Source organism: Pseudomonas sp. SWRI18 (assembly GCF_014268345.1).
Classification (GTDB): Bacteria; Pseudomonadota; Gammaproteobacteria; order Pseudomonadales; family Pseudomonadaceae; genus Aquipseudomonas; species Aquipseudomonas cedrina.
The window spans coordinates 39,825-66,596 of record NZ_JACCQQ010000003.1; the positions used below are offsets into that span (position 1 = coordinate 39,825).

Annotated in this window: 29 protein-coding genes and 1 tRNA gene; 7 read left to right on the forward strand and 23 right to left on the reverse strand. The window is 59.3% G+C overall.

Features of this window, described 5'->3' with window-relative positions:
• Window positions 1-6: 6 nt before the first annotated feature.
• From hrpT to H0Z09_RS05035, 16 genes are all read right to left on the reverse strand, one after another.
• Window positions 7-210, reverse strand: coding sequence for an HrpT family type III secretion system protein (gene hrpT, locus H0Z09_RS04960; RefSeq protein WP_076951048.1), 204 nt, complete (start codon window positions 208-210; stop codon window positions 7-9).
• Window positions 207-2,342 carry a type III secretion system outer membrane ring subunit SctC gene (sctC, locus tag H0Z09_RS04965; RefSeq protein WP_186688032.1) on the reverse strand — a complete coding sequence of 712 codons (2,136 nt, stop codon included), beginning with the start codon at window positions 2,340-2,342 and terminating at the stop codon, window positions 207-209. The genes hrpT and sctC overlap by 4 nt, the downstream gene beginning before the upstream one ends.
• Before the next feature lie 14 nt (window positions 2,343-2,356).
• On the reverse strand, window positions 2,357-2,749 hold the full coding sequence (locus tag H0Z09_RS04970; RefSeq protein ID WP_186688035.1) for a type III secretion protein: 393 nt from the start codon (window positions 2,747-2,749) through the stop codon (window positions 2,357-2,359).
• A gap of 1 nt (window position 2,750) precedes the next feature.
• Entirely contained in the window at window positions 2,751-2,969 is a 219-nt protein-coding gene (locus tag H0Z09_RS04975) for a hypothetical protein (protein ID WP_186688045.1), read from the reverse strand.
• Window positions 2,970-3,075: 106 nt separating this feature from the next.
• The gene (gene sctL / locus H0Z09_RS04980) at window positions 3,076-3,651 is read right to left on the reverse strand and encodes a type III secretion system stator protein SctL (protein WP_186688047.1); all 576 of its coding nucleotides are present in this window, start codon (window positions 3,649-3,651) and stop codon (window positions 3,076-3,078) included.
• A 574-nt stretch (window positions 3,652-4,225) separates the two neighbouring features.
• A complete protein-coding gene (gene sctJ / locus H0Z09_RS04985) occupies window positions 4,226-5,026 on the reverse strand; it encodes a type III secretion inner membrane ring lipoprotein SctJ (RefSeq protein ID WP_186688050.1) in 801 nt (266 codons plus the stop codon).
• Between the two features lie 485 nt (window positions 5,027-5,511).
• The gene (locus H0Z09_RS04990) at window positions 5,512-5,712 is read right to left on the reverse strand and encodes a hypothetical protein (protein WP_186688053.1); all 201 of its coding nucleotides are present in this window, start codon (window positions 5,710-5,712) and stop codon (window positions 5,512-5,514) included.
• 266 nt (window positions 5,713-5,978) lie between these two features.
• Window positions 5,979-6,902: a sigma 54-interacting transcriptional regulator gene (locus tag H0Z09_RS04995; RefSeq protein ID WP_186688056.1), complete on the reverse strand. Its 924-nt coding sequence runs from the start codon at window positions 6,900-6,902 to the stop codon at window positions 5,979-5,981.
• Window positions 6,903-7,191: 289 nt separating this feature from the next.
• Window positions 7,192-8,292 carry a redox-regulated ATPase YchF gene (gene ychF / locus H0Z09_RS05000; RefSeq protein WP_057725888.1) on the reverse strand — a complete coding sequence of 367 codons (1,101 nt, stop codon included), beginning with the start codon at window positions 8,290-8,292 and terminating at the stop codon, window positions 7,192-7,194.
• A 21-nt stretch (window positions 8,293-8,313) separates the two neighbouring features.
• Window positions 8,314-8,898 (reverse strand): aminoacyl-tRNA hydrolase, encoded by a 585-nt coding sequence (gene pth / locus H0Z09_RS05005; protein WP_186688059.1) that lies wholly within the window; start codon window positions 8,896-8,898, stop codon window positions 8,314-8,316.
• Window positions 8,899-9,065: 167 nt separating this feature from the next.
• On the reverse strand, window positions 9,066-9,668 hold the full coding sequence (locus H0Z09_RS05010) for a 50S ribosomal protein L25/general stress protein Ctc (RefSeq protein WP_076951058.1): 603 nt from the start codon (window positions 9,666-9,668) through the stop codon (window positions 9,066-9,068).
• A gap of 136 nt (window positions 9,669-9,804) precedes the next feature.
• A complete protein-coding gene (locus H0Z09_RS05015) occupies window positions 9,805-10,746 on the reverse strand; it encodes a ribose-phosphate pyrophosphokinase (RefSeq protein WP_003208392.1) in 942 nt (313 codons plus the stop codon).
• A gap of 45 nt (window positions 10,747-10,791) precedes the next feature.
• Window positions 10,792-10,866, reverse strand: a tRNA-Gln gene (locus tag H0Z09_RS05020).
• A gap of 36 nt (window positions 10,867-10,902) precedes the next feature.
• A complete protein-coding gene (gene ispE, locus H0Z09_RS05025; RefSeq protein ID WP_189672084.1) occupies window positions 10,903-11,706 on the reverse strand; it encodes a 4-(cytidine 5'-diphospho)-2-C-methyl-D-erythritol kinase in 804 nt (267 codons plus the stop codon).
• A 49-nt stretch (window positions 11,707-11,755) separates the two neighbouring features.
• Window positions 11,756-12,373, reverse strand: coding sequence for a lipoprotein insertase outer membrane protein LolB (lolB, locus tag H0Z09_RS05030; RefSeq protein ID WP_186688064.1), 618 nt, complete (start codon window positions 12,371-12,373; stop codon window positions 11,756-11,758).
• A 4-nt stretch (window positions 12,374-12,377) separates the two neighbouring features.
• A complete protein-coding gene (locus tag H0Z09_RS05035) occupies window positions 12,378-14,102 on the reverse strand; it encodes a tetratricopeptide repeat protein (RefSeq protein WP_186688065.1) in 1,725 nt (574 codons plus the stop codon).
• Window positions 14,103-14,284: 182 nt separating this feature from the next.
• Between H0Z09_RS05035 and hemA the strand changes: the two genes are divergently transcribed.
• The 6 genes from hemA to H0Z09_RS05065 all read left to right on the forward strand — a co-directional run bounded on the left by hemA (window position 14,285) and on the right by H0Z09_RS05065 (window position 19,664).
• Complete coding sequence (gene hemA / locus H0Z09_RS05040; RefSeq protein WP_076951062.1) at window positions 14,285-15,574, forward strand: glutamyl-tRNA reductase; 1,290 nt, start codon at window positions 14,285-14,287, stop codon at window positions 15,572-15,574.
• Window positions 15,571-16,653: a peptide chain release factor 1 gene (prfA, locus tag H0Z09_RS05045; protein WP_076951063.1), complete on the forward strand. Its 1,083-nt coding sequence runs from the start codon at window positions 15,571-15,573 to the stop codon at window positions 16,651-16,653. The genes hemA and prfA overlap by 4 nt, the downstream gene beginning before the upstream one ends.
• 12 nt (window positions 16,654-16,665) lie before the next feature.
• Entirely contained in the window at window positions 16,666-17,496 is an 831-nt protein-coding gene (gene prmC / locus H0Z09_RS05050) for a peptide chain release factor N(5)-glutamine methyltransferase (protein WP_186688068.1), read from the forward strand.
• Window positions 17,490-18,245: a molybdopterin-synthase adenylyltransferase MoeB gene (locus H0Z09_RS05055; RefSeq protein ID WP_186688070.1), complete on the forward strand. Its 756-nt coding sequence runs from the start codon at window positions 17,490-17,492 to the stop codon at window positions 18,243-18,245. Before prmC ends, H0Z09_RS05055 begins: the two co-directional genes overlap by 7 nt.
• Window positions 18,238-19,032: a glutamate racemase gene (gene murI, locus H0Z09_RS05060; RefSeq protein WP_186688072.1), complete on the forward strand. Its 795-nt coding sequence runs from the start codon at window positions 18,238-18,240 to the stop codon at window positions 19,030-19,032. Before H0Z09_RS05055 ends, murI begins: the two co-directional genes overlap by 8 nt.
• A 113-nt stretch (window positions 19,033-19,145) precedes the next feature.
• Window positions 19,146-19,664 carry an acyloxyacyl hydrolase gene (locus H0Z09_RS05065; RefSeq protein WP_186688074.1) on the forward strand — a complete coding sequence of 173 codons (519 nt, stop codon included), beginning with the start codon at window positions 19,146-19,148 and terminating at the stop codon, window positions 19,662-19,664.
• A 136-nt stretch (window positions 19,665-19,800) separates the two neighbouring features.
• On the opposite strand, the gene H0Z09_RS05070 is transcribed toward H0Z09_RS05065, so the two are convergent.
• The 7 genes from H0Z09_RS05070 to H0Z09_RS05100 all read right to left on the reverse strand — a co-directional run bounded on the left by H0Z09_RS05070 (window position 19,801) and on the right by H0Z09_RS05100 (window position 25,659).
• Window positions 19,801-20,106 (reverse strand): YkgJ family cysteine cluster protein, encoded by a 306-nt coding sequence (locus tag H0Z09_RS05070; protein WP_076951068.1) that lies wholly within the window; start codon window positions 20,104-20,106, stop codon window positions 19,801-19,803.
• 75 nt (window positions 20,107-20,181) lie between these two features.
• Complete coding sequence (locus H0Z09_RS05075) at window positions 20,182-20,961, reverse strand: SDR family NAD(P)-dependent oxidoreductase (protein WP_186688077.1); 780 nt, start codon at window positions 20,959-20,961, stop codon at window positions 20,182-20,184.
• Window positions 20,962-21,006: 45 nt separating this feature from the next.
• Window positions 21,007-22,452, reverse strand: a complete 1,446-nt coding sequence (gene phrB, locus H0Z09_RS05080) for a deoxyribodipyrimidine photo-lyase (RefSeq protein WP_186688078.1) — start codon at window positions 22,450-22,452, stop codon at window positions 21,007-21,009.
• Window positions 22,453-23,382, reverse strand: coding sequence for a MerR family transcriptional regulator (locus tag H0Z09_RS05085; RefSeq protein ID WP_186688080.1), 930 nt, complete (start codon window positions 23,380-23,382; stop codon window positions 22,453-22,455).
• Window positions 23,383-23,385: 3 nt separating this feature from the next.
• Window positions 23,386-24,345 carry a DUF523 and DUF1722 domain-containing protein gene (locus tag H0Z09_RS05090; RefSeq protein ID WP_186688082.1) on the reverse strand — a complete coding sequence of 320 codons (960 nt, stop codon included), beginning with the start codon at window positions 24,343-24,345 and terminating at the stop codon, window positions 23,386-23,388.
• Between the two features lie 115 nt (window positions 24,346-24,460).
• Complete coding sequence (locus H0Z09_RS05095) at window positions 24,461-24,676, reverse strand: TIGR02450 family Trp-rich protein (protein ID WP_186688083.1); 216 nt, start codon at window positions 24,674-24,676, stop codon at window positions 24,461-24,463.
• Window positions 24,673-25,659, reverse strand: a complete 987-nt coding sequence (locus H0Z09_RS05100) for an FAD-dependent oxidoreductase (RefSeq protein WP_186688085.1) — start codon at window positions 25,657-25,659, stop codon at window positions 24,673-24,675. Before H0Z09_RS05100 ends, H0Z09_RS05095 begins: the two co-directional genes overlap by 4 nt.
• 211 nt (window positions 25,660-25,870) lie before the next feature.
• On the opposite strand from H0Z09_RS05100, the gene H0Z09_RS05105 reads away from it, so the two are divergent.
• Window positions 25,871-26,770, forward strand: coding sequence for a TIGR01777 family oxidoreductase (locus H0Z09_RS05105; protein ID WP_076951075.1), 900 nt, complete (start codon window positions 25,871-25,873; stop codon window positions 26,768-26,770).
• The last annotated feature ends 2 nt before the right edge of the window (window positions 26,771-26,772 follow it).

Below are 26,772 nucleotides of genomic sequence, written 5' to 3' on the forward strand. Positions count from 1 at the left end.
GGTGCCTCACCGTTCCAGCGAGACCGTCTGGTAATCCGCCCGCTCGCCGGCGGGGCCGGGCTCGACGCGCATCTGCGGCGGCCACCAGATCACCATCTTGTCCTTGGACGATTGCGGGCGTGAGCACGAATCACCTTTGCAGGTGGGAGTACAGCCGGTGATGAGCACCGCTGCGCCGATCAGGGTCATGCACAAGAGTCTGAGTTTCATGGCGTAGCCTTCTGGGCTGGAGTGATCAGGGAAGGGCGCGGCACGCTGAGGTGTTCGTCCTTCACCACGGGACGCATGGCGATAAAGACTTCGGCCTCTTCCCCCGGCTTGAGCCAGGCGCGCGGCCACACGGTGACCGCCAGGGTCTGCGAATTGCTGCATTCCTTTTCGTCGATACGCACATTGCGTTTGAACTGGTTGCGCAGCACCACGACCGCCACGTTGTACTCGGGGCCTGCGAACCATTGGCTGCGCTCGGTATTCAACGCCAGCAAGTCACGGGTGCTGCACAAGGTGCTGAGCCCCAGGGGCATCGGCGCCGACTTGAACGCCTTGGGCACTTCCCCACTGACCAGGCGCGCCAGGGTGCTGATGATGTCACTGCGCTTGATCACCGGCTCGTGAGGCGAATAGCGCCTGGCCAGTGGGGTGAGGGCGGCTTGCAATTCGGCTTGGTCGGCCTGCGGCAAGTAGCGCGACGGGTCGTCCTGATCGCCGATGACCCGTGGTGTAAGGATGAACAAACGCTCACGCCGATTGTTCTGGCGCTCGGTCGAGGAAAACAGCAATTTGCCCAACAGCGGAATATTCCCCAGCAGGGGGACCTTGTTTTGTTTGTCGGTACTTTGCGTGACATGAAAACCGCCGACGACCAGCGAACGTTTTTCCTCCATCACGGCTTGGGTGCTGACCTTGCCTCGGCGTACATCAAGGTGGTTCGGGTCGGGGTTGCTCTCGTCGAAATTGCCGTCCTCTATATCCACAGCCAAATGGATCTGATGAACGCCGCGGCTGGTGGTAACCCTGGGCACGACCTGAAAACTGGTGCCCACGGTGACCGGCAGAATAGTGGCGTATTCACTGCCGGGCGTCAGGTATTGGGTGCGGTTGAAGTCGATCACCGCCGGTTGGTTTTCCAGGGTGAGCACCGAAGGGTTCGAGACCATGGTCGCCAGCCCCTTGGCTTCCAGCGCGCGGATATCGGCGTTGAAACGGTCACGGCTTCCAATCGACAACTGCGACGAGGTGCCGGGTGCCATGTTGACGCCACCCCGGAAGCGGCTGTTCTGGAAGCCCCATTTCACCCCGAATTCGCGCAATTGCGTGCGTTCGATATCAAGAATGATCGCATCGATTTCGATCAGCTTGCGCGCCACGTCAAGTTGGGTGATCAGCTCCCGGTACATGGCCTGGCGTTCCGGCAAGTCATAGATGAGCACGGCGTTGTTGCGCACATCGGCTTCGACGCGGATGCGGCTGTTGGATACCGGAGCGCGCGGGGTCAGCGCCGGGCCTGGGTCAAACTGCCCCATATTGCCATTCGCACCGAGCATCTGGCCCAGCAGCGGGTTGCCCAACCGGGGCACGTTCGGCGTGAGGGGGGCCGGTTGGGAGGTGGGGCGTTGGTTCAGTGCAGAAAGCGACGAGGCGGAACGGGGCTCCAATAGCTGCCGCAAAATGCTGGCGACGCCAGGGACGGTGAGCTTTTCGCCGCGATAATCCACATGGCGATCCGCCGCATTGGCAAACTTCAACGGGTAACTCAACACACTCTGCTTTTCATCCGGCGAGCGACGCTGGCTGCTGAACTGCTTGATCTGTTCGATATAGCGCTTGGGGCCGGAAACCAGTACCACACCGTCTTCCGGCAACTCGCCCCAGCCGAAACGGCTGTCGAGCAGGCCGATATCGGTGAGGGCCTGCTTGAGGTCGGAAATGGTCTCCGACGAGACTTCCAGGCGCGCGGACTCCTGCTGATCCAGCGTGCTGATGAACAGGGTGTTGTTGTAGAGATACCACTGAAAACGGTGCTCAACGCCCAGCCTGTCAAGCATGGATTGCGGTGTGTTCGCGCGGATCTTGCCGTTGACGTCCCCCTCCAGCAGGCCCTCGATTTGCAGTTGCGTGCCGAAGGTCTGGGCGAAGTCTTCGAGTACTTCGCGTAAGGGTTTGTGGTCGGCCTCGTAGGCGTAGGCGGTGTTTTTCCATTCCGGGGGGATGGCGGCGAAGCTGTTTTCCACTGGAGTCAGCAGGCTGGAAAGCAGGAGCACGCTGTACCAAGTCGTTCGTCGGGATGAAACGCCGCGCGCATCTTGGCTCAAGCTGCGGCGCTTGTGGATCTTGTTATACATATAGAGTTCTCTGGTTAGTACGACAGTGAACGTAGCGAGGTGGGTTTGAGGTGCTGGGCTGGGCGAGCAAGGCGTGCGAACGTGGCACGCCATATGTCGCGCTGGTTGAGCAGGGTTTCAAGACAAGCGAGCACCTGTGCTTCTCCCTGCCCATCGCGCAGGGCTTGAATCAGCCAGAGTTCGCCACTGTCAGCTCTTCGGGCCAATGCGCCTTGAAAAAGACTCAGGCTGACCTCGCCCAAACGCAGCCAACTTTGCACGGTCGGGTTATCTGACGATGTGGAAGTCAGCTGAGCCTCCAACAGAATGAGGGCTTCCTGACGTTTTAACGTGATTTCGTCGTTACCTTCAAAGAGGGAGAGTTTTTTTTCGTGACCGCTCAACCAGTCACGGATGAGACCTTTCATCTTATTGAAAACTTTCAATAGTGGTTTTGAGAGACAGCTGTTCAATCCGAAGATTCTCCGTGAACAGTGCGTTGGTAGCAGTCGCTTGCATTGATAACCGAAGGAACAGGTCAGCATCCTGTTCATCTTTCATGGCATCAAGGGGAAGTGAATCAAGTTTTTTATACACGGAGTCAGCAATTTTTAATGCTTGATATGAGAGAGCCTTAGAGACGGTCATGGCTGTTCCTTTAGAATCGTACATTGAGTTTTTATTTGCTAATCAGGTGTTGCTGTCACGTGCGATTGGAGACATAAACTGTGCAGCGTTAGCATTCGAGTTAAAACTAATTTGCGTGTTTGAAAAAATCAGCAAGCATGGCGCTCCAACTGATGCGAAAGTCCCCCTCATCTGTTTTCAAAACCAGTGTTTGAGGCGTGAGTGTCTCGTCGGCGTGAAGTTTCCAAACGCTGGCTTTGTGATAGGCAAGGCATTGTTTTATCTCTTCAATATCATGGGGGTGGCAGAGTAGGATCGCACTGATTTCGTGGACTTGATTGGCCAGTAATTGCTTCAAAAGAGCCGCCAGTCTAGTGGGCGCAACCGTTTCATCCAGCAGGCAGCGAATGGCCTCACGTGTGATGGAGTTCGCGTAGTGTTCGAGCCTGTCGCACATGGTTTGACGGTCGTGTTCCCAACGCTTGAGTTGAGCATCAGCGCGTCGCCAGATTTCCAGCGATGCCTGCTCTCGCAGCGATTCGCATTTTTTTTTGGTCAAATTCAGTAGCTCGTCGGCTTGCTCATTGGCTTGCCTCAAGAGCTGCTCTGCTTGCTTCCAATTTGCAAGGTCTTCCCGTGGGATGAAGTTGCGTAGCAATCCGCGCTTGTCCTTGGAAAACTCTATGGCATATCGACATAGCATCATTGATCTCCTTACCCATGTGAGTCAGGAAACTATCGAGTCGCTTGGCATGGATGTGACACGCCAGACGACTGCCTGCCAGAGCGTATTTAAGCGGCTGCTCGCGTTTTCAAGGCAGGTAGGGCTCTGTTCAATCCGATAGGCCCGTTCACGGGAAAAGCGCAATCTCAGGCGCTGCCATATAGTCGGTTCGAGCCAGCTATGAAGCAAGTGCAATGGATCGGCATCGAGTGGCAGCATTTCAGGCGGCAGTGCCTTGTGAAGGCGTAGGCACCACAGGTGATGATTCTCGCTCAGAAGCGGAGTCGCCTGAGGATTGAAGGTGCCGTGAACCAGTATCAGCGCCAAGGCGAGTTGTTCGCTCGACGCAAGGGCCAGACGCAGTACTGAGGGCTGTGGGGCAGGGGGTAAGCAGGTACTCACACCCATGAAATCCCCTGGCACCGACCGCCGGCTCCGATAAAGTGCGTCAATCGTCGCGTACTGACTGTCCTTCCAGTCTTCATGGGCAAACCTCCAAGGGAATGCCCACCATTGAGCCCAGGCCAAGTGTTCGTTCCTTGTGTATTCGGTTCTAAGCATCATGAGCCGGGCCAGTTGATGCGCCAGGGACAGACGACGCTTGTACAAGTCGCCGACGCCGACGGTGCAGAAACAATCCGGCTACCACGGTCACCAGGGAGCCGAGCAAAGAGACGATTACGCTGCTTCTCCAAAAACCGAGATCCTCACCGGGCACTAGAAAAGGGCCGAAATACACCAGGTGTTGCTGCTCCTGATATGGGGTGGCAGGCACGAATATCACGCTGAGTTTTTGCGGGTTGTCGATGGCTGTGGCCATTCCTGGAATGCTGCTTGCGACCATCCGGCGAACGCGCGCGCGGATGTTATCGGGATCCAGGCGTGGATCGTGTTTTATGAACACTGAAGCGGACGCTGGCTGGACCGGTTCACCTGGCGCGATGCGTTCCGGCAGTACCACATGCACTCGGGCAACGATGACGCCGTCAATTTTAGACAGCGTGGCTTCAAGCTCTTGAGACAAGGCGTAGATATAGCGTGCGCGCTCTTCCAGTGGTGTGGAAATAACGCCTTCCTTGCGAAAAGTATCGCCCAGCGTGGTCCTTGCCACTCGGGGGAGTCCGGCGGCCTCCAGTGTGCGTACGGCGCGCCCCATGTCGTTTGCTTTGATCGCCACGATAACACCGTCTTTGGCTGGAATTTTTTGTGCGCGAATATGTTTATCTGCCAATTCTGCTATGACCTCGTTCGCTTCTTGCTCAGAGAGTTGGCGATGAAGTTCGACGCGGTCGCTACAACCATTCAGCATAAGAGCAGCGCTCAAGAGTAATGCACGAGGCAAGAAATTGCTCATGAGGACTATTGCAGGTTAGATATTTTGTCAATGCCTTGAGTTGACTTGGCAAGGCATTTAACTAACATCTGGGAGGTCACCTGAATGTTGGCCAACAGCCCTGGGAACGCCCTGAACCGCTCGATATCTATCTGCTTATTGGTTGATTTCAGTAATTTCACCATTCGGGTTTTCGAGGTCTGTAAAGGGTTAATGGCTTCGGCCACGACGGGTGATAGAACAGGTTTGGTACTGGAGATCTGTGTCATTGTTGAGTTTTCGAGCAGTGACGCAAAGAAGCACGAGTCTCTACTGCATATCGACTGATCTGCGACATCGGCAGAGTTGAGGTCTGAGTTTTTCTCAGAAGCAACATATTCTCTTATTTTCATAGGATGCCTATTGTATGAGTTGTCTGCAGAAGACCTTACGAATAAAAGTGAACACTTACTACTGGTGGGTAGCGGGTGACCTCTCGGGCGGAGGTGCCCGAGAGGTAGCAGCTATTAAGTCTTGGCAACTTGGAGAAGGTCGTTCATGAATTTTTTTTCGACTTGCTGTTTCGCTGAGTAAAGGTTCTTGGCTTTACTATCTTCGTTGAGCTCATTTGCAGAGCCAGAACTTGCACCTGACTCAAGCGATGAGCTGTTAAAGTTTCCCTGTCCATAGTATGGATTTGGTGGAGCGTAACCGTTGACTGAACTCATAAAAAACTCCAGATAGTAATTTTCTAAGGGGTGTTTAATTTGCGGTCGATCAAGATTGGGAGGTTTTTAGGACTGCTCACAAAATAATCTTGGCACTAAATATGTGGTGTGTAGTGGGAAGGCGTTCCCTGCTGTTGTTGTTTAAATGTTTCTAAGTGTGTTAGCGTTGGGTGTTAGCCAGGTTTTTCTCCAGAGCGCTGAGAGAAGCAGTACCTAGAATTATTAAATGGGTGCATGGCCGCCGTGCATCTTTAAAACAATCAGACTTATCCCAGCAATATTCCCAACTGTTTCATCCGGTAATACAACGTGCGCTTGGGAACACCCAGCTCTACCGCCACGGTATCTACACAATGCTGGTGACGGCTCAAAGACTCTTCAATAAATGCTTTTTCAATTTGCTGCAGACGTGCTTTCAGGTTCGTCTGTGTGTCAGCCTGACCAGTCACGGGGATTGAAAGTGGCGGTAACCCCAGTACGAACCGTTTAGCCGTCGAACGCAACTCGCGAACATTGCCCTGCCAAGGGTGGCATAGCAGTTGCTGCAGCAATTCGCCAGACGGCTGCGGCACGGAGCATTTGAACTGATCGGCTTCCTCACGGATCATTACCAGGAACAGCGGAATGATCAGTTCGCGTTGGTTTCGAAGCGCCCTAAGCTGGATAGTGACGACATTAAGGCGGAAGTACAGATCGCGCCTGAAGGTGCCTTGCTCGACCATTTCATGCAATGAATGCTGCGCTGATGCTATGACGCGCATGTCCACCGGGATGAACCGCGTCGAACCCAGGCGCTCAACGCCGCGTGATTCCAGCACGCGTAGCAGTTTGGCCTGCAGGCTCACCGGCATGCTGTCGATTTCATCCAAGTACAGCGTGCCCAGGTGGGCGGCCTCGACAACGCCTGCCCGCGATTGTATTGCTCCGGTGTAGGCACCGCTGTTGACGCCGAACAATTGGCTTTCCGCAAGACTTTCCGGGATAGCCGCACAGTTTACGGCGACGAAATTACCCCGTCGGCCGGAGAGGTGATGAATGCGCTGCGCCAAAGTGTCCTTGCCAGTGCCGGTTTCCCCTAGCAACAAGATGTCAATGTTGAGCGTAGCAGTGCTGGCCAACATGCTTTCAATATCAGGATCGTCAATCAGGGAGATCTCCGTCTCATTTTCCATGTGGTCGAACGCCGACATCGAATGATTACTCCATAATCACTATTGGGTTACGGTTTGCAGGCTGACTCCAGTAGATCGAATTTTATAAGTGTTGTCACTTGCTCGCGTTGTCGTTATTTGTCCAGTCTGCGTAGGATAAATTAGATTGTTAGTTGGTATTATCGGCGGACGAATAAGTGAGTAAGAAAGATCTGAAGTTGCTCGAGCTCTGGCTGAGGGTTTAGTTTTAAAGTTCATAAACAGTCACCCACAAAAAAGCCGATGCAATGCATCGGCTTTTATTTGCGATGTAAACCGCAGGTAATATTTACACGTTAAAACGGAAGTGCATCACGTCGCCATCCTTCACGATGTATTCCTTACCTTCCAAACGCCACTTACCCGCTTCCTTCGCTCCCGCTTCACCCTTGTATTGAATGAAGTCGTTGTACGCGATCACTTCGGCACGGATGAAGCCTTTCTCGAAGTCGGTGTGGATCACACCAGCCGCCTGCGGCGCGGTGGCACCGACCTTGACGGTCCAGGCGCGCACTTCTTCGACACCCGCAGTAAAGTACGTCTGCAGGTGCAGCATTTCGTAACCGGCGCGGATCACGCGGTTCAAGCCAGGCTCTTCCAGGCCCAGGGCCTCGAGGAACATGTCCTTTTCTTCGCCGTCATCCAGCTCGGCGATTTCCGCTTCGATCTTGTTGCACACCGGTACAACGATCGCACCTTCTTCGTCGGCGATAGCCTTGACCACATCCAGCAGCGGGTTGTTTTCGAAGCCGTCTTCAGCAACGTTGGCGATGTACATAACAGGCTTAGTGGTCAGCAGGTGGAAGCCCTTGATCACCGCTTTTTCGTCGGTGCTCATGTTCTTCATCAGGCTGCGTGCGGGCTTGCCTTCGGTGAAGTGAGCGATCAACTGCTCCAGCAGGCCCTTCTGGACCACCGCATCCTTGTCGCCGCCCTTGGCGTTGCGTGCGACTTTCTGCAGTTGTTTCTCGCAGCTGTCGAGGTCGGCGAAGATCAGTTCCAGGTCGATGATCTCGATGTCGCGCTTGGGGTCGACGCTGTTGGAGACGTGGATCACGTTCTCGTCTTCAAAGCAGCGGACCACGTGGGCGATGGCATCGGTCTCACGGATGTTGGCGAGGAACTTGTTGCCCAGGCCTTCACCCTTCGAGGCACCGGCTACCAGGCCGGCGATGTCGACGAATTCCATGGTGGTCGGCAGGATGCGCTTGGGGTTGACGATGGCCGCCAGCGCCGCCAGGCGTGGATCAGGCATGGCCACGATGCCGCTGTTGGGTTCGATGGTGCAGAAGGGGAAGTTCTCCGCTGCGATACCGGACTTGGTCAAGGCGTTGAACAGGGTGGATTTGCCGACGTTGGGCAGGCCGACGATGCCGCAATTGAATCCCATGGTGTTTCCCCTCGGTAAGAGTCAGGCCTTCTGGCTGTGCAGGTTTTTCATCGCGCGGTTCCATTCACCGGCGAAGATATCCGGCAGCACGCCGAGGGCAAAGTCGATGCTGGCATCGAGTTTTTCCTGTTCGGCGCGTGGCGCACGACCCAGGACGAAATTTGAAACCATACTGGCAACGCCTGGGTGGCCAATGCCGAGCCGCAGACGGTAGAAATTATTCTGATTACCCAGCTGCGCGATGATGTCGCGCAGGCCGTTGTGCCCACCGTGCCCGCCGCCCAGCTTGAGCTTGGCAACGCCGGGCGGCAGGTCCAGTTCGTCGTGGGCCACCAGGATCTCTTCGGGTTTGATCCGGAAGAACCCCGCAAGCGCCGCGACCGCCTGGCCGCTGCGGTTCATGTAGGTGGTGGGTATCAGCAGACGAACATCCTGACCCTGGTGCGAGAAGCGCCCGGTCAGGCCAAAATATTTGCGATCGGCCGCAAGGGAAATACCTTGTGCGTGGGCGATGCGCTCAACAAAAAGGGCCCCCGCGTTATGCCGGGTCTGTTCGTATTCGGCGCCTGGATTTCCCAGGCCAACGATCAGTTTAATGGCAGTCACGACAGGGGCCCTTCCTTTGGAGTTGTGGATAACATCGCCAGACCTGGGTGCGGCGAAAGTGGACGACATTACATCATTTACTCAAGAGTAAACGCCGCGTTATCGCCCGCTTTCTCGCTACGTTTCGGTCCGCGATGTTTCCTCAAGCTCCTTCGTTGCAGAGCGTATTACTCAGCAGCGGGTTCGCCAGCTTCATCTTCAGCTACAACACGTGGCGCGTGGACGTTGGCAACAGCCTTGTCGTCGTTGTGAGCCAGTGCAACGAACTCAACGCCTTTAGGGGCCTTGAGGTCGGACAGGTGAATGATGGTGCCGACTTCAGCGTTCGACAAGTCGACTTCGATGAACTCAGGCAGGTCTTTCGGCAGGCAGGTCACTTCCAGCTCGGTGGTGGTGTGGGAAACAACGCCACCTTTCTTGACCGGAGCTTCTTCGCCTACAAAGTGCACAGGCACGATGGCGGTCAGTTTCTGGCCGGCAACAACGCGAACGAAGTCAGCGTGCATGATGAACTGCTTGGACGGGTGACGCTGCATCGCTTTAACGATGACGTTCTGCTTGGTGCCATCGACGTTCAGCTCGATCACGTGGCTGTAGGCAGCTTCGTTTTCGAACAGTTTGGCGATTTCCTTGGACAGGATGGTCACGGATTCAGCAGGCTTGTTGCCACCGTATACAACGGCTGGGATGTTGGCGGCATGACGCAGGCGGCGGCTCGCACCTTTCCCCAGGTCAGTACGCGCTTGGGCGTTCAGAGTAAAATCATTCATGTTGTATCTCCAAAATAGCCATCATCGAGCGGCGTTTGCGACCAGCGCCGTACTCGACATGGGCAAAAAAGCCCCGCCCCAACAGAATGTCGGGGCGGGGCGCTTTTCGTCAGAGGATGTACCGAAGGTTTGACCCTTAGCGGAACATCGCGCTGATCGATTCTTCATTGCTGATGCGGCGAACCGCCTCGGCAACAACCGGTGCGATATCCAGTTGACGGATACGCGAACAGGCTTGTGCAGCAGCGGACAACGGGATGGTGTTGGTCACCACCAGTTCGTCCAGCATGGAATTTTCGATGTTCTCGATCGCTCGGCCGGACAGCACAGGGTGTGTGCAGTAGGCGAAGACTTTAGCCGCGCCGTGCTCTTTCAAGGCTTTGGCCGCGTGGCACAGGGTGCCGGCGGTGTCGACCATGTCATCAACCAGAATACAGGTACGCCCTTCGACATCACCGATGATATGCATCACTTCAGAGTGATTGGCTTTCTCGCGGCGTTTGTCGATGATCCCGAGATCCACGCCCAGGGATTTGGCAACAGCCCGTGCACGCACGACGCCACCAATGTCCGGGGACACGATCATCAGGTTTTCAAAGCGCTGGTCTTCGATGTCATCCACCAGGACGGGGGAGCCGTAGATGTTATCTACCGGAATATCGAAGAACCCCTGGATTTGGTCAGCGTGCAGGTCAACCGTGAGAACACGGTCGATGCCTACCACGGTGAGCATGTCAGCCACGACTTTCGCGCTGATAGCCACACGTGCGGAACGCGGACGGCGGTCCTGACGGGCGTAACCAAAGTAAGGGATTACAGCTGTGATTCGAGTCGCTGAGGAGCGGCGGAAGGCATCAGCCATCACGACGAGTTCCATCAGGTTATCGTTGGTCGGAGCGCAGGTCGGCTGAATAATGAAGACGTCTTTACCGCGAACGTTTTCATTGATCTCGGCGGTAATTTCGCCGTCGGAGAACTTGCCGACAGAGATGTCACCGAGAGGGATATGCAGCTGACGTACGACACGTCGAGCCAGATCGGGGTTGGCGTTCCCCGTAAAGACCATCATCTTGGACACGCGCAGTACCTAGAGGCTGAGGGTAACCTGGATGAGTATGGAAAATGGCAGGGGCGGCTGGATTCGAACCAACGCATGGCAGGATCAAAACCTGCTGCCTTACCGCTTGGCGACGCCCCTGTATCTGTTGCAACGAGTGCCTGGCACTCGATTCCTTTAGAGCAGATTTTGCAGCTTGCGATGCAACATCGAAACGTTGCTTCCCTTTGCTACAAACCCTGTAAGGGTCTCTGTAAGAAGGGCCGAGACTTTATCAGCTTCAGCTTTGCTTGGGAAGCCCCCAAACACACAACTTCCAGTTCCGGTTAATTTTGCTTCGGTAAATTTACCTAACAAATTCAAAGCGTTACGTACTTCTGGATAACGCCTTGCTACAACCGGTAAGCAGTCATTTCGACTGTTTCCCTTGGGAACGGGGCGCACTTTAATGGGAGGAGTGTTACGTGTCAACAGCGGATCTGAAAAAATTTCTGCTGTACTTACAGATACTTGCGGAACAAGCACGACGTACCACGGCTCTTCGGGGTATTCAGGGGTCAGTTTTTCGCCCACGCCCTCGGCGAAAGCCGCGTGCCCATGCACGAAAACCGGGACGTCGGCGCCCAGCGTCAGGCCCAGCGCGGCAAGGCGATCGTGGTCCCAGCCCAGCTGCCACAGGTGGTTCAGGCCGAGCAATGTGGTCGCGGCGTTCGAGCTGCCGCCGCCGATGCCGCCGCCCATGGGCAGGATCTTATCGATCCAGATATCAATGCCCAGCGTGCAGCCGGACTGTTCCTGAAGTTTTTTCGCGGCCTTCACGATCAGGTTGCTGTCGTGAGGGACGCCTTCGAATTCAGTATGCAGCCGGATCACGCCGTCGTCGCGCACGGCGAAGGTCAGTTCATCGCCGTAGTCGAGAAACTGAAACAGCGTCTGCAACTCGTGGTAGCCGTCGTCGCGGCGACCGAGAATGTGCAGCATCAGATTCAGCTTGGCCGGGGAGGGCAGGGTCAATGTTTGTCCGGACACGTCATTGCCCCAGCTTGCGCGGTTGCCAGTCCTTGATCACCAGCGTGACGTCCAGGTCGGCGCCATGCAGCTTGATGCGCTCGGGCAGCCAGTAACCGCCTTGTTCCACGTAGCTCAAGTATTCGACCTGCCAGCCATCCTGTTCCAGGCCGGCCAGGCGGCTGTCGCCGTTGAGGGTCAGGCGGCTCTTGCTGTCAGGCGCGGGCAGGCCGCGTACCCACCAGACCAGGTGCGACACCGGCAGCTTCCAGCCAATCTGTTCTTCCAGCAGCGCCTCGGGCGAGGTCGCTTCGTAGCGGCCCTGGTTGGCCACCTCGAGGCTGACTTGCCCAGGGCGGCCGGTCAGGCGCGCGGCGCCACGGCCCAGCGGGCCCGACAGGCGAATGTCGTAGTAGTCCTGGCGTTGCAGCCAGAACAAGGTGCCGCTGCCGGAGTCTTTCGGCGCGCGCACCCCCACTTTGCCTTCGATCTGCCAGCCATCGATACTGCTGAGCTGGTCCTTGTGCTGCTTCCATTGCGCCGGGTTGCCCTGGCCCTCAACGGATTCGCGGGCGCCAAAACCCGCGCAACCGGCGAGCAGGGCGATGAAGCTGAACATGACAACGTGGCGCAAAAACATAAGCTTAAAGGGTCTCGGATCCGGTCAGGCGCTTGATGGTGCTGCGCAGGATGGGGCTTTCGGGCTGTTCCTTGAGGAATTTTGCCCAGATTTGACGCGCTTCGCGCTGCTTGCCATTGGCCCACAGCACTTCGCCCAGGTGCGCGGCGACTTCGTGGTCGGGGAAGCGCTCCAGCGCCTGGCGCAGCAAGCGTTCGGCTTCGTCCAGGTTGCCCAGGCGGTAATTCACCCAGCCCAGGCTGTCGAGCACGGCGGGGTCTTCCGGGTTGAGCTTGTGGGCTTGCTCGATCAGTGCCTTGGCTTCGGCGTAGCGCGTGGTGCGGTCGGACAGGGTGTAACCCAAGGCGTTGAGGGCCATGGCGTTGTCCGGGTCGCGCTTGATGATCAGGCGCAGGTCCTTTTCCATCTGCCCCAGGTCGTTGCGTTTCTCCGCCTGCATGGCGCGGGTGTAGAGCAGGTTCAAATCGTCGGGGAATTGCAGCAAGGCTTGTTGCAGCACTTTCCAGGCGCGCTCGCCCTGATTGTTGGCCGACAAGGTCTCGGCCTGGATCAGGTACAGCTGGATCGCATAATCAGGTTCGGCATCGCGGGCCGCGGCCAGGCGTTTTTCCGCCTCGTCGGTGCGCCCGTTGCCCATCAGGATATCGGCCTGGCGCAATTGAGCCGGCAGGTAATCGTTGCCGGGGCCGACCTGGGCGTACTCAAGCAGCGCGGCCTGCGGGTCGTTGCGCTCCTCGGCGATACGGCCAAGGTTCAAGTGCGCCGAGTCCACATGGCTTTCACGCTGGATCAACTCTTCAAGATAACCCTTGGCCTCATCCCAGGCCTTCGCTTCCAGGCACACCAATGCCAGGGAATAGCGCAATTCGTCGTCGTCCGGGTATTGCTGGACCAGGCTGGCGAACTGCACTTTGGCGTCCTCCATGCGGTCCTGCTCCACCAGCATGCGCGCATAGGTCAGGCGCAGGCGTTTGTCATCCGGGTACTTCTTGATGCTTTTTTCCAGCAGCGGAATCGCTTCCTTGCCGCGACTGAGGTTCTGCAACAAACGTGCGCGCAGCAGGATCGGGGCGATTTCGCCTTCTTCCGGCGGGTTCTGTTCCAGCAGCTTGAGCGCCGCGTCGGCTTCGTCGTCCTGCTGCAGCAGCAAGGCCTTGCCGAAAATCAGCTGGCTGTTCTTCGGGTGCTTTTGCAGCAGGCGGTCGAAACTTTTCATCAGGCCGTTGCGCGTGTCCTGGTCGGTGTCGGCCGCCGACAGCGCGAGGAAATCGAAATGCGTGTCGCCCTTGCCCTGCAGGACTTTTTCCATATACACCATGGAGTCGTCATAGCGCCCGGCGCGCGCCAATTGAATGGCCGCCGCCCGCTGTGCTTCCAGATCATCCGGTGCGTTTTTCGCCCAGATCAGCGACGTGTCCAGCGCTGCCTGGTCGGCGCCCAGGTACTCGGCGATGCGAAACGCGCGCTCGGAAATCCCCGGGTCCTGGGTGTTGATGGCCTGGGTCACGTAGTTATCCAGCGCAATATCAAAGCGATTGCGCTGGCCGGCCAGCTCCGCGCTCAGCAGGCTGAACACCGTTTCTTCACTGAACGAGGAATAAACCTTGGGCTTTTCAGGGGCGGGGGTGCTCTCTTCCACCGGCGGCGTACCGTCCGGCGACACGGGTGCCATGGCCTGGCAGCCGCTGAGGAAGACAAAAGCAAGGAGCAACGCGGAAGATCTATTCATATAGGAAGAGGACGACTAACCTGCGGTCGGATCATCATGACACAAGCCTTCGGCCAAACATAACCGAGTCTCAATGGATGCCTTTATAGGCACAACGTATAGGGACAATAGACGACGGTGGTTGTTCTGAATCTTTCGAAGTAGGACAATTGTCGGCTTCCCGACATCATCAGCGATATTGAATGGCCTTCCTCGCACTCGGTATTAACCACAAGACTGCCTCAGTAGACGTGCGCGAGCGCGTGGCGTTTACGCCGGAGCAGTTGGTTGAGGCCCTGCAGCAGCTCTGCCGGCTCACCGACAGTCGCGAAGCTGCGATCCTTTCGACCTGCAATCGCAGCGAGCTTTATATAGAGCAGGAGCATCTCTCGGCGGATGTCGTGCTGCGCTGGCTGGCCGATTATCACCATCTGGACCTCGACGACCTGCGCGCAAGCGCCTATGTGCATGAAGAGGATGCGGCAGTTCGTCACATGATGCGTGTGGCCGCCGGCCTCGATTCGCTGGTGTTGGGCGAGCCGCAGATCCTGGGCCAGATGAAATCCGCCTACGCCGTGGCGCGTGAGGCCGGCACCGTCGGTCCGCTGTTGGGGCGCCTGTTCCAGGCCACTTTCAACTCGGCCAAGCAGGTGCGCACCGACACCGCCATTGGCGAAAACCCGGTGTCCGTGGCCTTTGCCGCGGTCAGCCTGGCCAAACAGATTTTCAGCGACTTGCAACGCAGCCAGGCCCTGTTGATCGGCGCCGGTGAGACCATCACCCTGGTCGCCCGTCATCTGCATGAGCTGGGCGTAAAGCGTATCGTGGTGGCTAACCGCACCCTGGAGCGCGCCAGCATTCTCGCCGAGCAGTTCGGTGCCCATGCCGTGCTGTTGGCGGATATCCCGGCCGAGCTGGTGCGCAGCGACATCGTCATCAGCTCCACCGCCAGCCAGCTGCCGATTTTGGGCAAAGGCGCGGTCGAAAGCGCGCTGAAGCTGCGCAAGCACAAACCTATCTTTATGGTGGATATCGCCGTTCCACGGGATATCGAACCCGAAGTCGGCGAGTTGGACGACGTTTACCTGTACAGCGTCGACGACCTGCATGAAGTGGTCGCCGAAAACCTCAAGAGCCGCCAGGGCGCTGCCCAGGCGGCCGAGGAAATGGTCAGCACCGGCGCCGAAGACTTTATGGTGCGCCTACGCGAATTGGCGGCGGTGGACGTGCTCAAGGCGTATCGTCAGCAAGGCGAGCGCCTGCGCGACGAGGAGCTGGTCAAGGCCCAGCGCTTGCTGGCCAACGGCAGCAGCGCTGAAGACGTGCTGATGCAATTGGCCCGCGGCCTCACCAACAAGTTGCTCCACGCGCCCAGCGTACAATTAAAAAAGCTGACCGCCGAAGGCCGCCTCGATGCGCTGGCCATGGCCCAGGAACTCTTTGCCCTCGGTGAGGGCGCGCCAGATAGCTCTTCGGATAAAAAACCGCAATGAAAGCGTCACTGCTCAATAAACTGGACGTGCTCCAGGACCGCTTCGAAGAACTGACCGCCTTGCTCGGCGATGGCGAGGTCATCTCCGATCAAGCCAAATTCCGTGCCTACTCCAAGGAGTACGCCGAAGTCGAGCCTGTGGTGGCGACGTATAAAAACCTGCTGAAAGTGCAGGCCGACCTTGAAGGTGCCCAGGCGCTGCTCAAGGACAACGACCCGGACATGCGAGAAATGGCCGTGGAAGAAGTCCGAGAAGCCAAGGAAAAACTGGCCGAGCTGGAAGGCGACCTGCAACGCATGCTGCTGCCCAAGGACCCGAATGACGGGCGCAACGTGTTCCTCGAAATCCGTGCCGGTACCGGCGGCGACGAGGCGGCGATCTTCTCGGGCGACCTGTTCCGCATGTATTCGCGTTATGCCGAGCGTCGCGGCTGGCGGGTCGAGATACTGTCTGAAAACGAGGGCGAGCACGGCGGCTATAAAGAAGTTATCGCCCGGGTCGAAGGCGATAACGTCTACGGCAAGCTCAAGTTCGAGTCCGGCGCGCACCGCGTCCAGCGCGTGCCGGCCACAGAATCCCAGGGCCGTATCCATACCTCGGCGTGCACCGTCGCCGTTTTGCCCGAGCCGGACGAACAGGAAGCCATCGAGATCAACCCGGCCGACTTGCGCGTCGACACCTACCGCTCGTCGGGCGCGGGTGGCCAGCACGTCAACAAGACCGATTCGGCGATCCGCATCACTCACTTGCCTTCAGGCATTGTGGTGGAGTGCCAGGAGGAACGTTCCCAGCACAAAAACCGTGCACGGGCCATGTCCTGGCTGTCGGCCAAGCTCAACGACCAGCAGACCAGTGCCGCCGCCAATGCGATCGCCAGCGAGCGCAAGTTGCTGGTGGGCTCGGGCGACCGCTCCGAGCGCATCCGTACCTACAATTTTGCCCAGGGCCGGGTGACCGACCACCGGGTCAACCTCACCCTGTATTCCCTCGACGAGATCCTCGCCGGTGGCGTGGATGCGGTGATCGAGCCGTTGCTCGCCGAGTACCAGGCCGATCAGCTCGCGGCGATAGGCGAATAAACAGGTGATTAAATGACCATCATCGCCAGCCTGCTGCGCGCCGCCGACCTGCCCGATTCGCCGACCGCACGCCTGGACGCCGAATTGTTGCTGGCGGCTGCCTTGGGTAAATCGCGCAGCTACCTGCACACCTGGCCGGAGAAAATCGTCAGCAGCGAAGACGCGCTGGCGTTTGCCGGCTACCTGCAGCGCCGTCGTGGTGGTGAACCGGTGGCTTATATCCTGGGGCAGCAGGGGTTCTGGAAGCTGGACCTGGAAGTTGCGCCCCACACGCTGATCCCGCGTCCGGATACCGAATTGCTGGTGGAAGCGGCCCTGCAATTATTGCCGGCCACGCCCGCCAAGGTCCTCGATCTTGGCACCGGTAGCGGCGCCATTGCCCTGGCTCTGGCCAGTGAGCGTCCGGCCTGGCAGGTCACCGCCGTCGACCGCGTGCTGGAAGCCGTGGCCCTGGCCGAACGCAATCGCCAGCGCCTGCACCTCAATAACGCCAGCGTACTGAACAGCCATTGGTTCAGCGCCCTGCAAGGCCAGGTCTATGACCTGATCATCAGCAACCCGCCTTACATCGCCGACAACGACCCGCACCTGGCGGCGGGCGATGTGCGCTTTGAACCGGCCAGCGCACTGGTGGCCGGCCGTGACGGCCTGGATGACCTGCGCCACATCATCAAACAAGCGCCGGCCCATCTGAATGCGGGCGGCCGGTTGTTGCTGGAACACGGTTACGACCAGGCTTCGGCGGTGCGCGACCTTCTGCTGAGCGAGGGTTTCGAGGACGTACACAGCCGTATCGACCTCGGCGGCCACGAGCGTATCAGCCTGGGGCGCCGGCCGTGCTGAGCGATCAGGAGCTGTTGCGCTATAGCCGGCAGATTCTGTTGCAGCATGTCGACATCGACGGCCAATTGCGTCTGAAAAACAGCCGCGCGTTAATCGTCGGCCTCGGTGGGCTAGGCGCCCCCGTTGCGCTGTATCTGGCCGCCGCTGGTGTGGGCGAGTTGCATCTGGCGGACTTTGACACCGTCGACCTGACCAACCTGCAGCGCCAGATCATCCACGACACCGACAGCGTCGGGCAGACCAAGGTCGATTCGGCCCTGCGCCGCCTCACCGCCATCAACCCCGAGATCACACTGATCGCCCACCGCGCCGCGCTGGATGCCGACTCCCTGGCGGCGGCGGTAGGTGCGGTGGACGTGGTACTCGATTGCAGCGACAACTTCTCCACCCGCGAAGCGGTCAACGCGGCCTGTGTCGCCGGCGGCAAGCCTTTGATCAGCGGCGCGGCGATTCGCCTTGAAGGCCAGCTGTCGGTATTCGACCCGCGTCGCGCCGAAAGCCCGTGCTACCACTGTTTATACGGCCACGGCAGCGACACCGAACTCACCTGCAGCGAAGCGGGCGTAGTCGGCCCGCTGGTGGGGCTGGTCGGTAGCCTGCAAGCCCTGGAAGCCCTGAAACTGCTGGCTGGTTTCGGTGAACCCCTGGTCGGGCGCTTGTTGCTCATCGATGCCCTGACCACGCGTTTTCGCGAGTTGCGCGTCAAGCGCGACCCCGGTTGCAGCGTGTGCGGGACCGAGCATGGTTAAGGACGCCCCCATTGGTGTGTTCGATTCCGGTGTCGGCGGCTTGTCGGTATTGGACGAGATCCAGCAGCTACTGCCCCATGAGTCGCTGCTGTATGTGGCCGACTGCGGGCACATCCCCTATGGTGAGAAAACCCCGGCCTTTATTCGTGAGCGTTCGCGGCAAGTCGCGGCGTTTTTTCGCGAGCAGGGCGCCAAGGCGTTTGTAATTGCCTGCAACACCGCAACCGTCGCGGCGGTTGCCGAGCTACGCCAGGACTACCCCGATTGGCCGCTGGTGGGCATGGAGCCTGCCGTCAAACCCGCGGCCGCCGCCACCCGCAGCGGCGTGGTCGGCGTGCTCGCCACCACCGGCACCCTGCAGAGCGCCAAGTTCGCTGCGCTGCTGGACCGCTTTGCCACCGATGTGCGGGTCATCACCCAGCCCTGCCCGGGCCTGGTGGAATTGATTGAAACCGGCGACCTGAACAGCCCCATCCTGCGGCAGATGTTGCAGGGCTACATCGAGCCGCTGCTCAGCGCCGGTTGCGACACCATCATCCTGGGTTGCACCCACTATCCCTTCCTCAAGCCGCTCCTGGCCCAGATGCTCCCTCCCAGCATCATCCTCATCGACACCGGCGCCGCCGTGGCCCGCCAGCTCAAGCGTTTGCTGGGCGAGCGCGACCTGCTGGCCGTCGGCAACCCGGCGCCTGCACGGTTCTGGACCAGCGGGGATCTGTCTCATTTCAGAAACATCCTACCTACACTATGGAAATTTCCCGGAAATGTGGGTAATTTTGGTTCGTGAAAATTTCGTGAAATAAACACGGTTTTCCACTGAACTTCTGCATTAACGGCGACTTCTATAGCAAGTTAGCCGGTACATAAAATCTTACAACGTCGTTAGAAGGGATGTTTCATATGAAGCGTTTTCTCTGTTTGGCTGCGCTTGCGGTCGCGGTAATGGGACACTCTTTTTCGGCGCAGGCAGCCGGGCTGGAGTTTGGTCTGGGCGCCACCAGTGATTCGACGCTGACCTATCGGTTGGGGTTGACGTCGGACTGGGACAAGAGCTGGATGCAAAGCGACACAGGTCGTCTGACCGGCTACTGGAGCGGCGCCTATACCTATTGGGAAGGTGATGACCGTGCGGGCGCGAGCAGCCTGTCGTTCTCGCCGGTCTTTGTGTATGAGTTTGCCGGGCAGTCGGTCAAGCCTTACATCGAAGCCGGCATCGGCGTGGCCGTGTTCTCCCGCACCAAACTGGAAGACAACAACATCGGCCAGGCTTTCCAGTTCGAAGACCGCCTGGGTTTCGGCCTGCGCTTTACCGGCGGGCATGAAGTGGGCATTCGTGCCACTCACTACTCCAATGCCGGCCTCAGCAGCCACAACGATGGGGTAGAGAGCTACGCGCTGCACTACACCATGCCGCTGTAATTCTTCAGAACACCGCAGCCCCCTGTGGGAGCGGGCTTGCTCGCGAAAGCGGTGTATCAGTTGGCACATGTCTGACTGACACACCGCTTTCGCGAGCAAGCCCGCTCCCACATTCAGATCTGCGCTGATCACAAGATCAGCGATACGCCGTCGCAATCCCCTTGCGCTCTTCCAGGCACTCCGGCGCGCCCATCTCGAACTCCCGGCAAATCAGCGGCCGTCGCTCGTAAATCGTACACATCATCGTGTCTCGATCCAGCGCCGCGCACCATCCATCGTCCAGGCGCAGCATCACTTCGCCGCCCCAGTCGTCGGTGTCGATATAGCGCTCCGGCACGCCGGTGTCGGTGATCAGCATGACTTCCAACTGGCAGCAACAGGCCGCGCATGTGGAGCAGGTGACGGCGGGTTCGGCGATTTGGGTGTGGGGGATGTGGGTCATGGCGGCAGCTTCAAGCTTTGAGCGGCAAGCTGCAAGTAAAAGTACGCCCGTTTGTCGCTGGGTTGGTGGCGATCTTCACCGGTCATCCTTTCTCGGCGGCGGGCTGCGTAACATGCGCTTGCCGATAATGAGCTGCGCGCGGTCCGGCAGTTTCGACAGCGGCCAGAGGGTCGCGATAGACAGCGCAGGGAAGGCAATTTCCAGCGGGCGTTTTTCCAGCGTGGCGAAAATATGCTTCGCGGCTTTGTCCGCCGGCCAACTGAGGGGCATGGGAAAGTCATTGCGTTCGGTCAGCGGTGTGGCGTCAAAACCTGGGCTGATTACCGTGACGTCGATATTGTCCGGCGACACGCTGATGCGCAGGGAGTCGAACAGGTAACGCAAGCCGACCTTGGACCCGCCGTGGGCTTCGGCGCGCGGCATCGCCAGGTAGGTCACGGCGCTGGCGACGCCGACCAGGTGCGGACTGTGACCGGCGCGCAACAGCGGCAGGGCGGCTTCGATGCAATAGCTGCTCGCCAGCAGGTTGGTGCGTACCACATGCTCGATGATCGATGAATCGAACTGCCTGGCATCCACGTACTCACAGGTGCCAGCATTCAGGATCACCGTGTCCAGCGCGCCCCAGACACCGCCGATATGTTCACCGATCTCGCGCACAACCTGGCTGTTGGTCAGGTCGCCTGCCACCACCAGCACTTGGCCGGGGAATCGCTGGGCAAGCGCTTCCAGAGGCACTTTTGTGCGCGAGCTGAGTGCGACTTGGGCGCCGCTGTTGAGCAACTCCACGGCCAGCGCGGCGCCAATGCCATTGCCGGCGCCCGTCAACCAATAACGGCGCGGTGTCAGGCTCATCCGATTCTCCTCTTCAGGTGGCGGTAAACCTTTTCACCCAGGAAATCACTCATGCTCGCCGCCTGCAGCGTGGCGCGACGGCAGGCTGCGGAAAGCGGCCAGCGCGCGTTCACGGGATTTTTTCAGGTCGACAATCGAGCGCGGGTAGTCGGCCACGCCAAACAGGCCGCCGACGGCTTCGGGATTATGCACGTCCTTTTTATTCAGCGCTGCCAGTTCCGGCAGCCAGCGCTTGATGAAGAGGCCTTCGCTGTCGAACTTCTCCGACTGGCTCAACGGGCTGAATATCCGAAAGTACGGCGCCGAGTCGGTGCCGGTGGACGAACTCCATTGCCAGCCACCGTTGTTGGCGGCCAGGTCGCCGTCTATCAAGTGACGCATAAAGAAGCGCTCGCCTTCGCGCCAATCGATCAACAGGTTCTTGGTCAGGAACATCGCTACGACCATGCGCAGGCGGTTGTGCATCCAGCCGGTTTCGAGCAACTGGCGCATGGCGGCGTCGATGATCGGCAGGCCGGTGCGCGCTTGCTGCCAGGCAGCGAGGTCTTCGGGCGAGTTGCGCCAGGCCACGGCCTCGGTTTCGGGGCGGAACGCACGGTGGCGCGATACCCGCGGGTAACCCACCAGAATGTGCTTGTAGAACTCGCGCCACAGCAGTTCGTTGACCCAGGTGATAGCACCCTTGTCGCCGCTTTCGAACTCGCCGCCGTTGGTTTGCAGCGCGGCGTGCAGGCACTGGCGCGGCGAGACCACGCCTGCCGCGAGGTAGGCGGAGAGCTGGCTGGTACCAGGTTTGGCGGGAAAGTCGCGCTCGTCCTTGTAATAGCTGATCTGTTGATCGGCGAAGGCATCCAGGCGGCGCCGGGCTTCGTCTTCACCGGCGGGCCAGAGGGCGCGCAACGCATCGCTGGGCGGTGCGAAACCTGCGACTGTTGTCGGGACCGCATCGCTCTTGAGCGGGATCGGCGCCTGCGCGTTTGGCGGCGCAACCATCCGTGGGAGGGCGCTGTGCAGGCGGTTATAGCAGACCTTGCGGAACTGGCTGAACACCTGGAAATAGGTACCGGTTCGGGTCAGCACGCTGCCGGGTTGGAAGAACAACTGGTCCAGGTAGCTGTGGAAAGTGACGCCTTGCCCTTCCAACAGCTTGGCCACGGCCGCATCGCGACGGCTTTCGTGGATGCCGTATTCCTCGTTGACATGCACCGACGCCACCGACAGTTCGCGGCACAGCTGGCTCAGCACGCCAGGCGCCTGGTCCCAGGTGGCTGCTGTGCGGATCAGCAGGGGAATGTTCAGTGCGCCCAGCGTCTTGCTCAGCGCTTGCAGGTTGCGCAGCCAGAAGTCGACTTTGCACGGCGCATCATCGTGGGCCAGCCACTGCTCGGGCGTGATCAAGTACACCGCCGCGACCGGGCCCCGCTGGCTCGCGGCGGTCAAGGCGGTATTGTCATGCAGGCGCAGGTCGGTGCGCAGCCAGATCAGATGCATTTAAAGAAGTCCACGCTGGATCAATAGCTGGTGCGCCGACAACGGGTCTTCGGCGACGAACAATTCAGGAATGTCATGGGTTAATACCGCAAGCTCGGCCTGGTGGATGCAGACCGTTGGTCCGACAATCAGCTTCGGGCAATCGATACCGCTCAGCAGCTTTGCGAATGCCGGCAACTGCATTGGCTTGCTTGAATACAGCAGCACCGCGCGCGGTTGCAGGTGTTCCACCGCCAGGGCCAGCTCACCCGCTGGCAGCGGCCAGTCGAACACTTCCACCGGGCAGTCGGCACTGCTGGCCAGCCAGGCGCTGAGCCACAGATGCGGCTCCAGCGGCAGGTCGGATTGATTGACCAGCAACAAAGGCGCGCCGTGCAACTGGCGATTGTTGTGGTAGATGCGTGCACCGAACTTGCTGCGCAGCCAGGACAGGAAAAATACCCGCTCCATCTGCGCGCCGAACTGGCCCTGCCAGCGTTGTTCCAGTTCCTGCAGCAGCGGCAGCAACAACTGCTCGCACAAGGTACGTGGCGGGTAGAGCGCCATGGCCTGGTTGAAGACGTCGTCGACGCGGCGCTCCGTCAGCTCGCTGATGGCTTGCACCAGGTTCTGGCGCAAGCCGTGCCATTCATTTTCCACGGCATCCGGCAGGGCCTGGGCCGAGTCGATCAGGCCTTTTACCTGGCTGACCGGCACGCCACGATTGAGCCAGGTGAGGATGGTATGGATACGTTGCACATGCGCGTCGCTGAACAGCCGATGCCCCTTGGGCGTGCGCTGGGGCACGATCAGGCCGTAGCGGCGTTCCCAGGCGCGCAGCGTGACGGCGTTGACGCCGGTCTGGCGCGCCACTTCGCGAATCGGCAGCCAGCCGTCCTTGAGGGCTTGGGCGATGTCTTCGCCGGGTTCGTCTTGCAGGGCAGCTTTCATCGTCTAGATCGCATTACGTAGGCTGAGGTTTTCCGGGTGCGGCTGCAAGTAAGCCTGCTGCGCGATATAGCGGTCCGGGTGCTGGCGAAAGTGATGTTTGAGCAAAGTCAGCGGCACCACCAGCGGCACGATACCGTGGCGATATTGGTCGATGACGGTTTGCATTTCCTGCTTGTCGTCGGCGCTGATGGCCTGCTTGAGGTAGCCGCTGATGTGCTGCAGCACATTGGTGTGAGTGCCACGGGTCGCGCACTTGGTGAGGCCGGTCATCAGGTCGCTGAAGTAGCAACTGGCCAGTTCATCCAGGTTGGCGTCCTTGGTCATGCTGCCCAGCAGGTGGCCGAGGCGTTTGTAGTGCGCCGGGCTGTGGGCCATCAACAAGTATTTGTAGCGCGAATGAAAGGCCAGCAGGCCGTGGCGGGTCAGGCCTTGCGCGAGCAATTGCTGCCAACTGGCATACACGAAGACGCGGGTCAGGAAGTTTTCCCGCAGCACCGGGTCGTTCAGCCGGCCGTCTTCTTCCACCGGCAGGTCGGGGTGACGCGCGCAAAACGCCTGGGCATAAATGCCGCGCCCGCCGCCGTCCACCGGGGTGCCGTTTTCGCGGTACACCTTGACCCGCTCCAGGCCGCACGAGGGCGATTTCTGCATAAAGATGTAGCCGCACAGGTCAGTGTGTTCCGAGGCCATCTGCCGGCCATAATCGTCCAGCGGCCGGGTCACGTTCAGCTCGCGGTTGACCGTGCCCACGGCCTGCGGCTGGGCGGGGTCGCCGACCAGGCGGATCGGTTCGCGGGGGATGCCCAGGCCAATGGCGACTTCAGGGCACAGCGGCACGAAGTCGAAATAGTCGATGAGGGTCTGGCTGCACAGCAAGGATTGTTTATGACCGCCGTTGAAGCGCACGTTCTCACCCAACAGGCAGGCGCTGATGGCGATCTTCGGTTTGGTGGTATCGGACATAAACAACCCCTCGGCAAAATTCCTGTACAAGGATTTAATCTTGTACAACTAAATCTCATCATAGATTCGATGCTGTACAAGTCAATTTTTTTGTATAGGTATTTTCGAGGCAGGTTTATTTCCAGCCGATTTTCCAGGCGCCGGCGTCTTGTAGAACCTGCCAGGTGAGGCGCTCAGCGCGCCGGGTCAGCACAGCTTGCAGCTCGACCTCCAGCACAGTGCCTTCTTCGTCACGAAACAATTCTGTGACCAGAAAGTGTTTTTCTTTGTTCCGTGGGCGTGCTGCTGTCCATTTTGACAGCAGCAATTTGGCGGGATTGAGGCGGTTCATTGCAGGTGCTCGATCAAACGCCGCGCGGCTTCCTGGCCACTGAGCCATGCGCCCTCGACCCGGCCCGACAGGCACCAGTCGCCACAGACGTACAGCCCCAGGTCGGCGTCGGCAAGCACGCCGAACTCGTGGGCGCCGGCCGGACGCGCATAGAGCCAGCGGTGCGCCAGGCTGAAGGAGGGCGCCGGCATGGCGCTGTGCAACAGTTCGGCAAACGCGCCGTGCAGGTACTCGATCACGCCCTCCCTGGGCAGGTCCAGGTGCGCCTTGCTCCAGGCGCTGGTGGCATGCAGCACCCAGGTGTCGAGGCTGCTGTCGCGCCCAGGCTTGCTGCGGTTTCGCGCGAGCCAATCGAGGGGGCTGTCCTGTACGAAGCAACCTTCCATCGGCGTGTCCAGCGGCTGTTCGAAGGCCAGGGCGACGGCCCAGGTCGGTTCCATCTTCACCGCGGCGGCCACGCTCGCCAGCTTGGGCGCCGCAGCCAGCAGGGCGGTGGCCTGTGGCGCGGGGGTGGCAATGATGACCTGGCTGAACGGGCCATGACTGCCGCCGTCGGCATCCAGCAAACTCCAATGCTGTTGGCCTTGGAAAACCTCGGTGATACGACAGCCGAACTGCACGGGCAAATCATCGAGCAAGGCCCGGGTGATTGCGCTCATGCGCGGCGTGCCGACCCAGCGGATCTGCTCATCGGGGGAAGGCGTGAGTTGGCCGGATTTGAAATGATAGAGCTGCGGTTGCCATTGCTCGGCAACCCCCAGCGCCTGCCAGCGTTGCACCTCGTTGACGAAGCGCCGGTCGCGTGCGGTGAAGTATTGGGCGCCCATGTCCAGTGCGCCGGCATCGCTGCGTTTGCTGGACATGCGACCGCCGCTGCCGCGGCTTTTATCGAAGAGCTGTACAAGGTGCCCAGCCTCTTTCAGTGCTCGGGCGGCGGAAAGTCCGGCGATGCCGGTACCGATAATCGCGATGGGTAGAGTCATGGTGAGCCTCGTTTACCGTTGCATACAGGCTACGCCGACACCAATAGCTGTACAATATTGTTTTTTGGTATAAGTTTTGGCGTACCTGATTGTCTGGCGTGGCCTATGGTTAAAGCTGCGGCTATAACCGAAACCACGCCCGATTACACATTGATCCCTGCTTATAAAATAGACCAGTGATCGGCGGCGAACGTTACATGAGGAGCGTCCCATGCATATTTTGCTGACCGGCGGTACCGGCTTGATCGGTCGCCAACTCTGCCAACACTGGCTTGCCCAAGGGCATCGCCTGACCGTATGGAGCCGTCACCCTGAAGAGGTCGCCGCTTTGTGCGGCGCCCAAGTGTTGGGTGTCGCTCGGCTGGAGGAGGTGATCGGCGCAGTGGACGCGGTCGTCAACCTGGCCGGCGCGCCGATTGCCGATCGTCCCTGGACCCATAAGCGCAAGGCGCTGTTGTGGAGCAGTCGCATCAGCCTCACCGAAACCCTGCTGTCCTGGCTGGAGAGCCATGCGCAAAAACCTGCCGTATTGATTTCCGGATCGGCGGTGGGTTGGTACGGCGATGGCGGCGAGCGCGAACTGAACGAAGCCAGCGGCCCGGTACAGGACGATTTTCCCAGCCAGTTGTGCATCGCCTGGGAAGAAACCGCCCAGCGCGCCGAAGCCTTGGGCATTCGCGTGGTGCTGGTGCGCACCGGCCTGGTGCTGGCCGCCGAGGGCGGCTTTTTGTCGCGCCTGTTGTTGCCGTTCAAACTGGCGCTGGGCGGGCCTATCGGTAACGGTCGGCAGTGGATGCCATGGGTGCATATCAAGGATCAAATCGCCCTGATTGATTTTCTTCTGCACAAGCCTGACGCCAGCGGTCCTTATAATGCCTGCGCGCCGCACCCGGTGCGCAATCGCGAGTTTGCCAAGACGCTGGGCCAGGTGCTGCACCGCCCGGCGTTCATGCCGATGCCGGCCTTTGCGTTGAAGGTGGGGCTGGGCGAATTGTCCGGCCTGTTGCTGGGTGGGCAGAAGGCGGTACCCGAACGGTTGCTGGCCGCCGGTTTCACTTTCCAGTTCACTGAATTGCGTGCGGCTCTGGACGACGTGTCCAGCCGCCTCTGAAG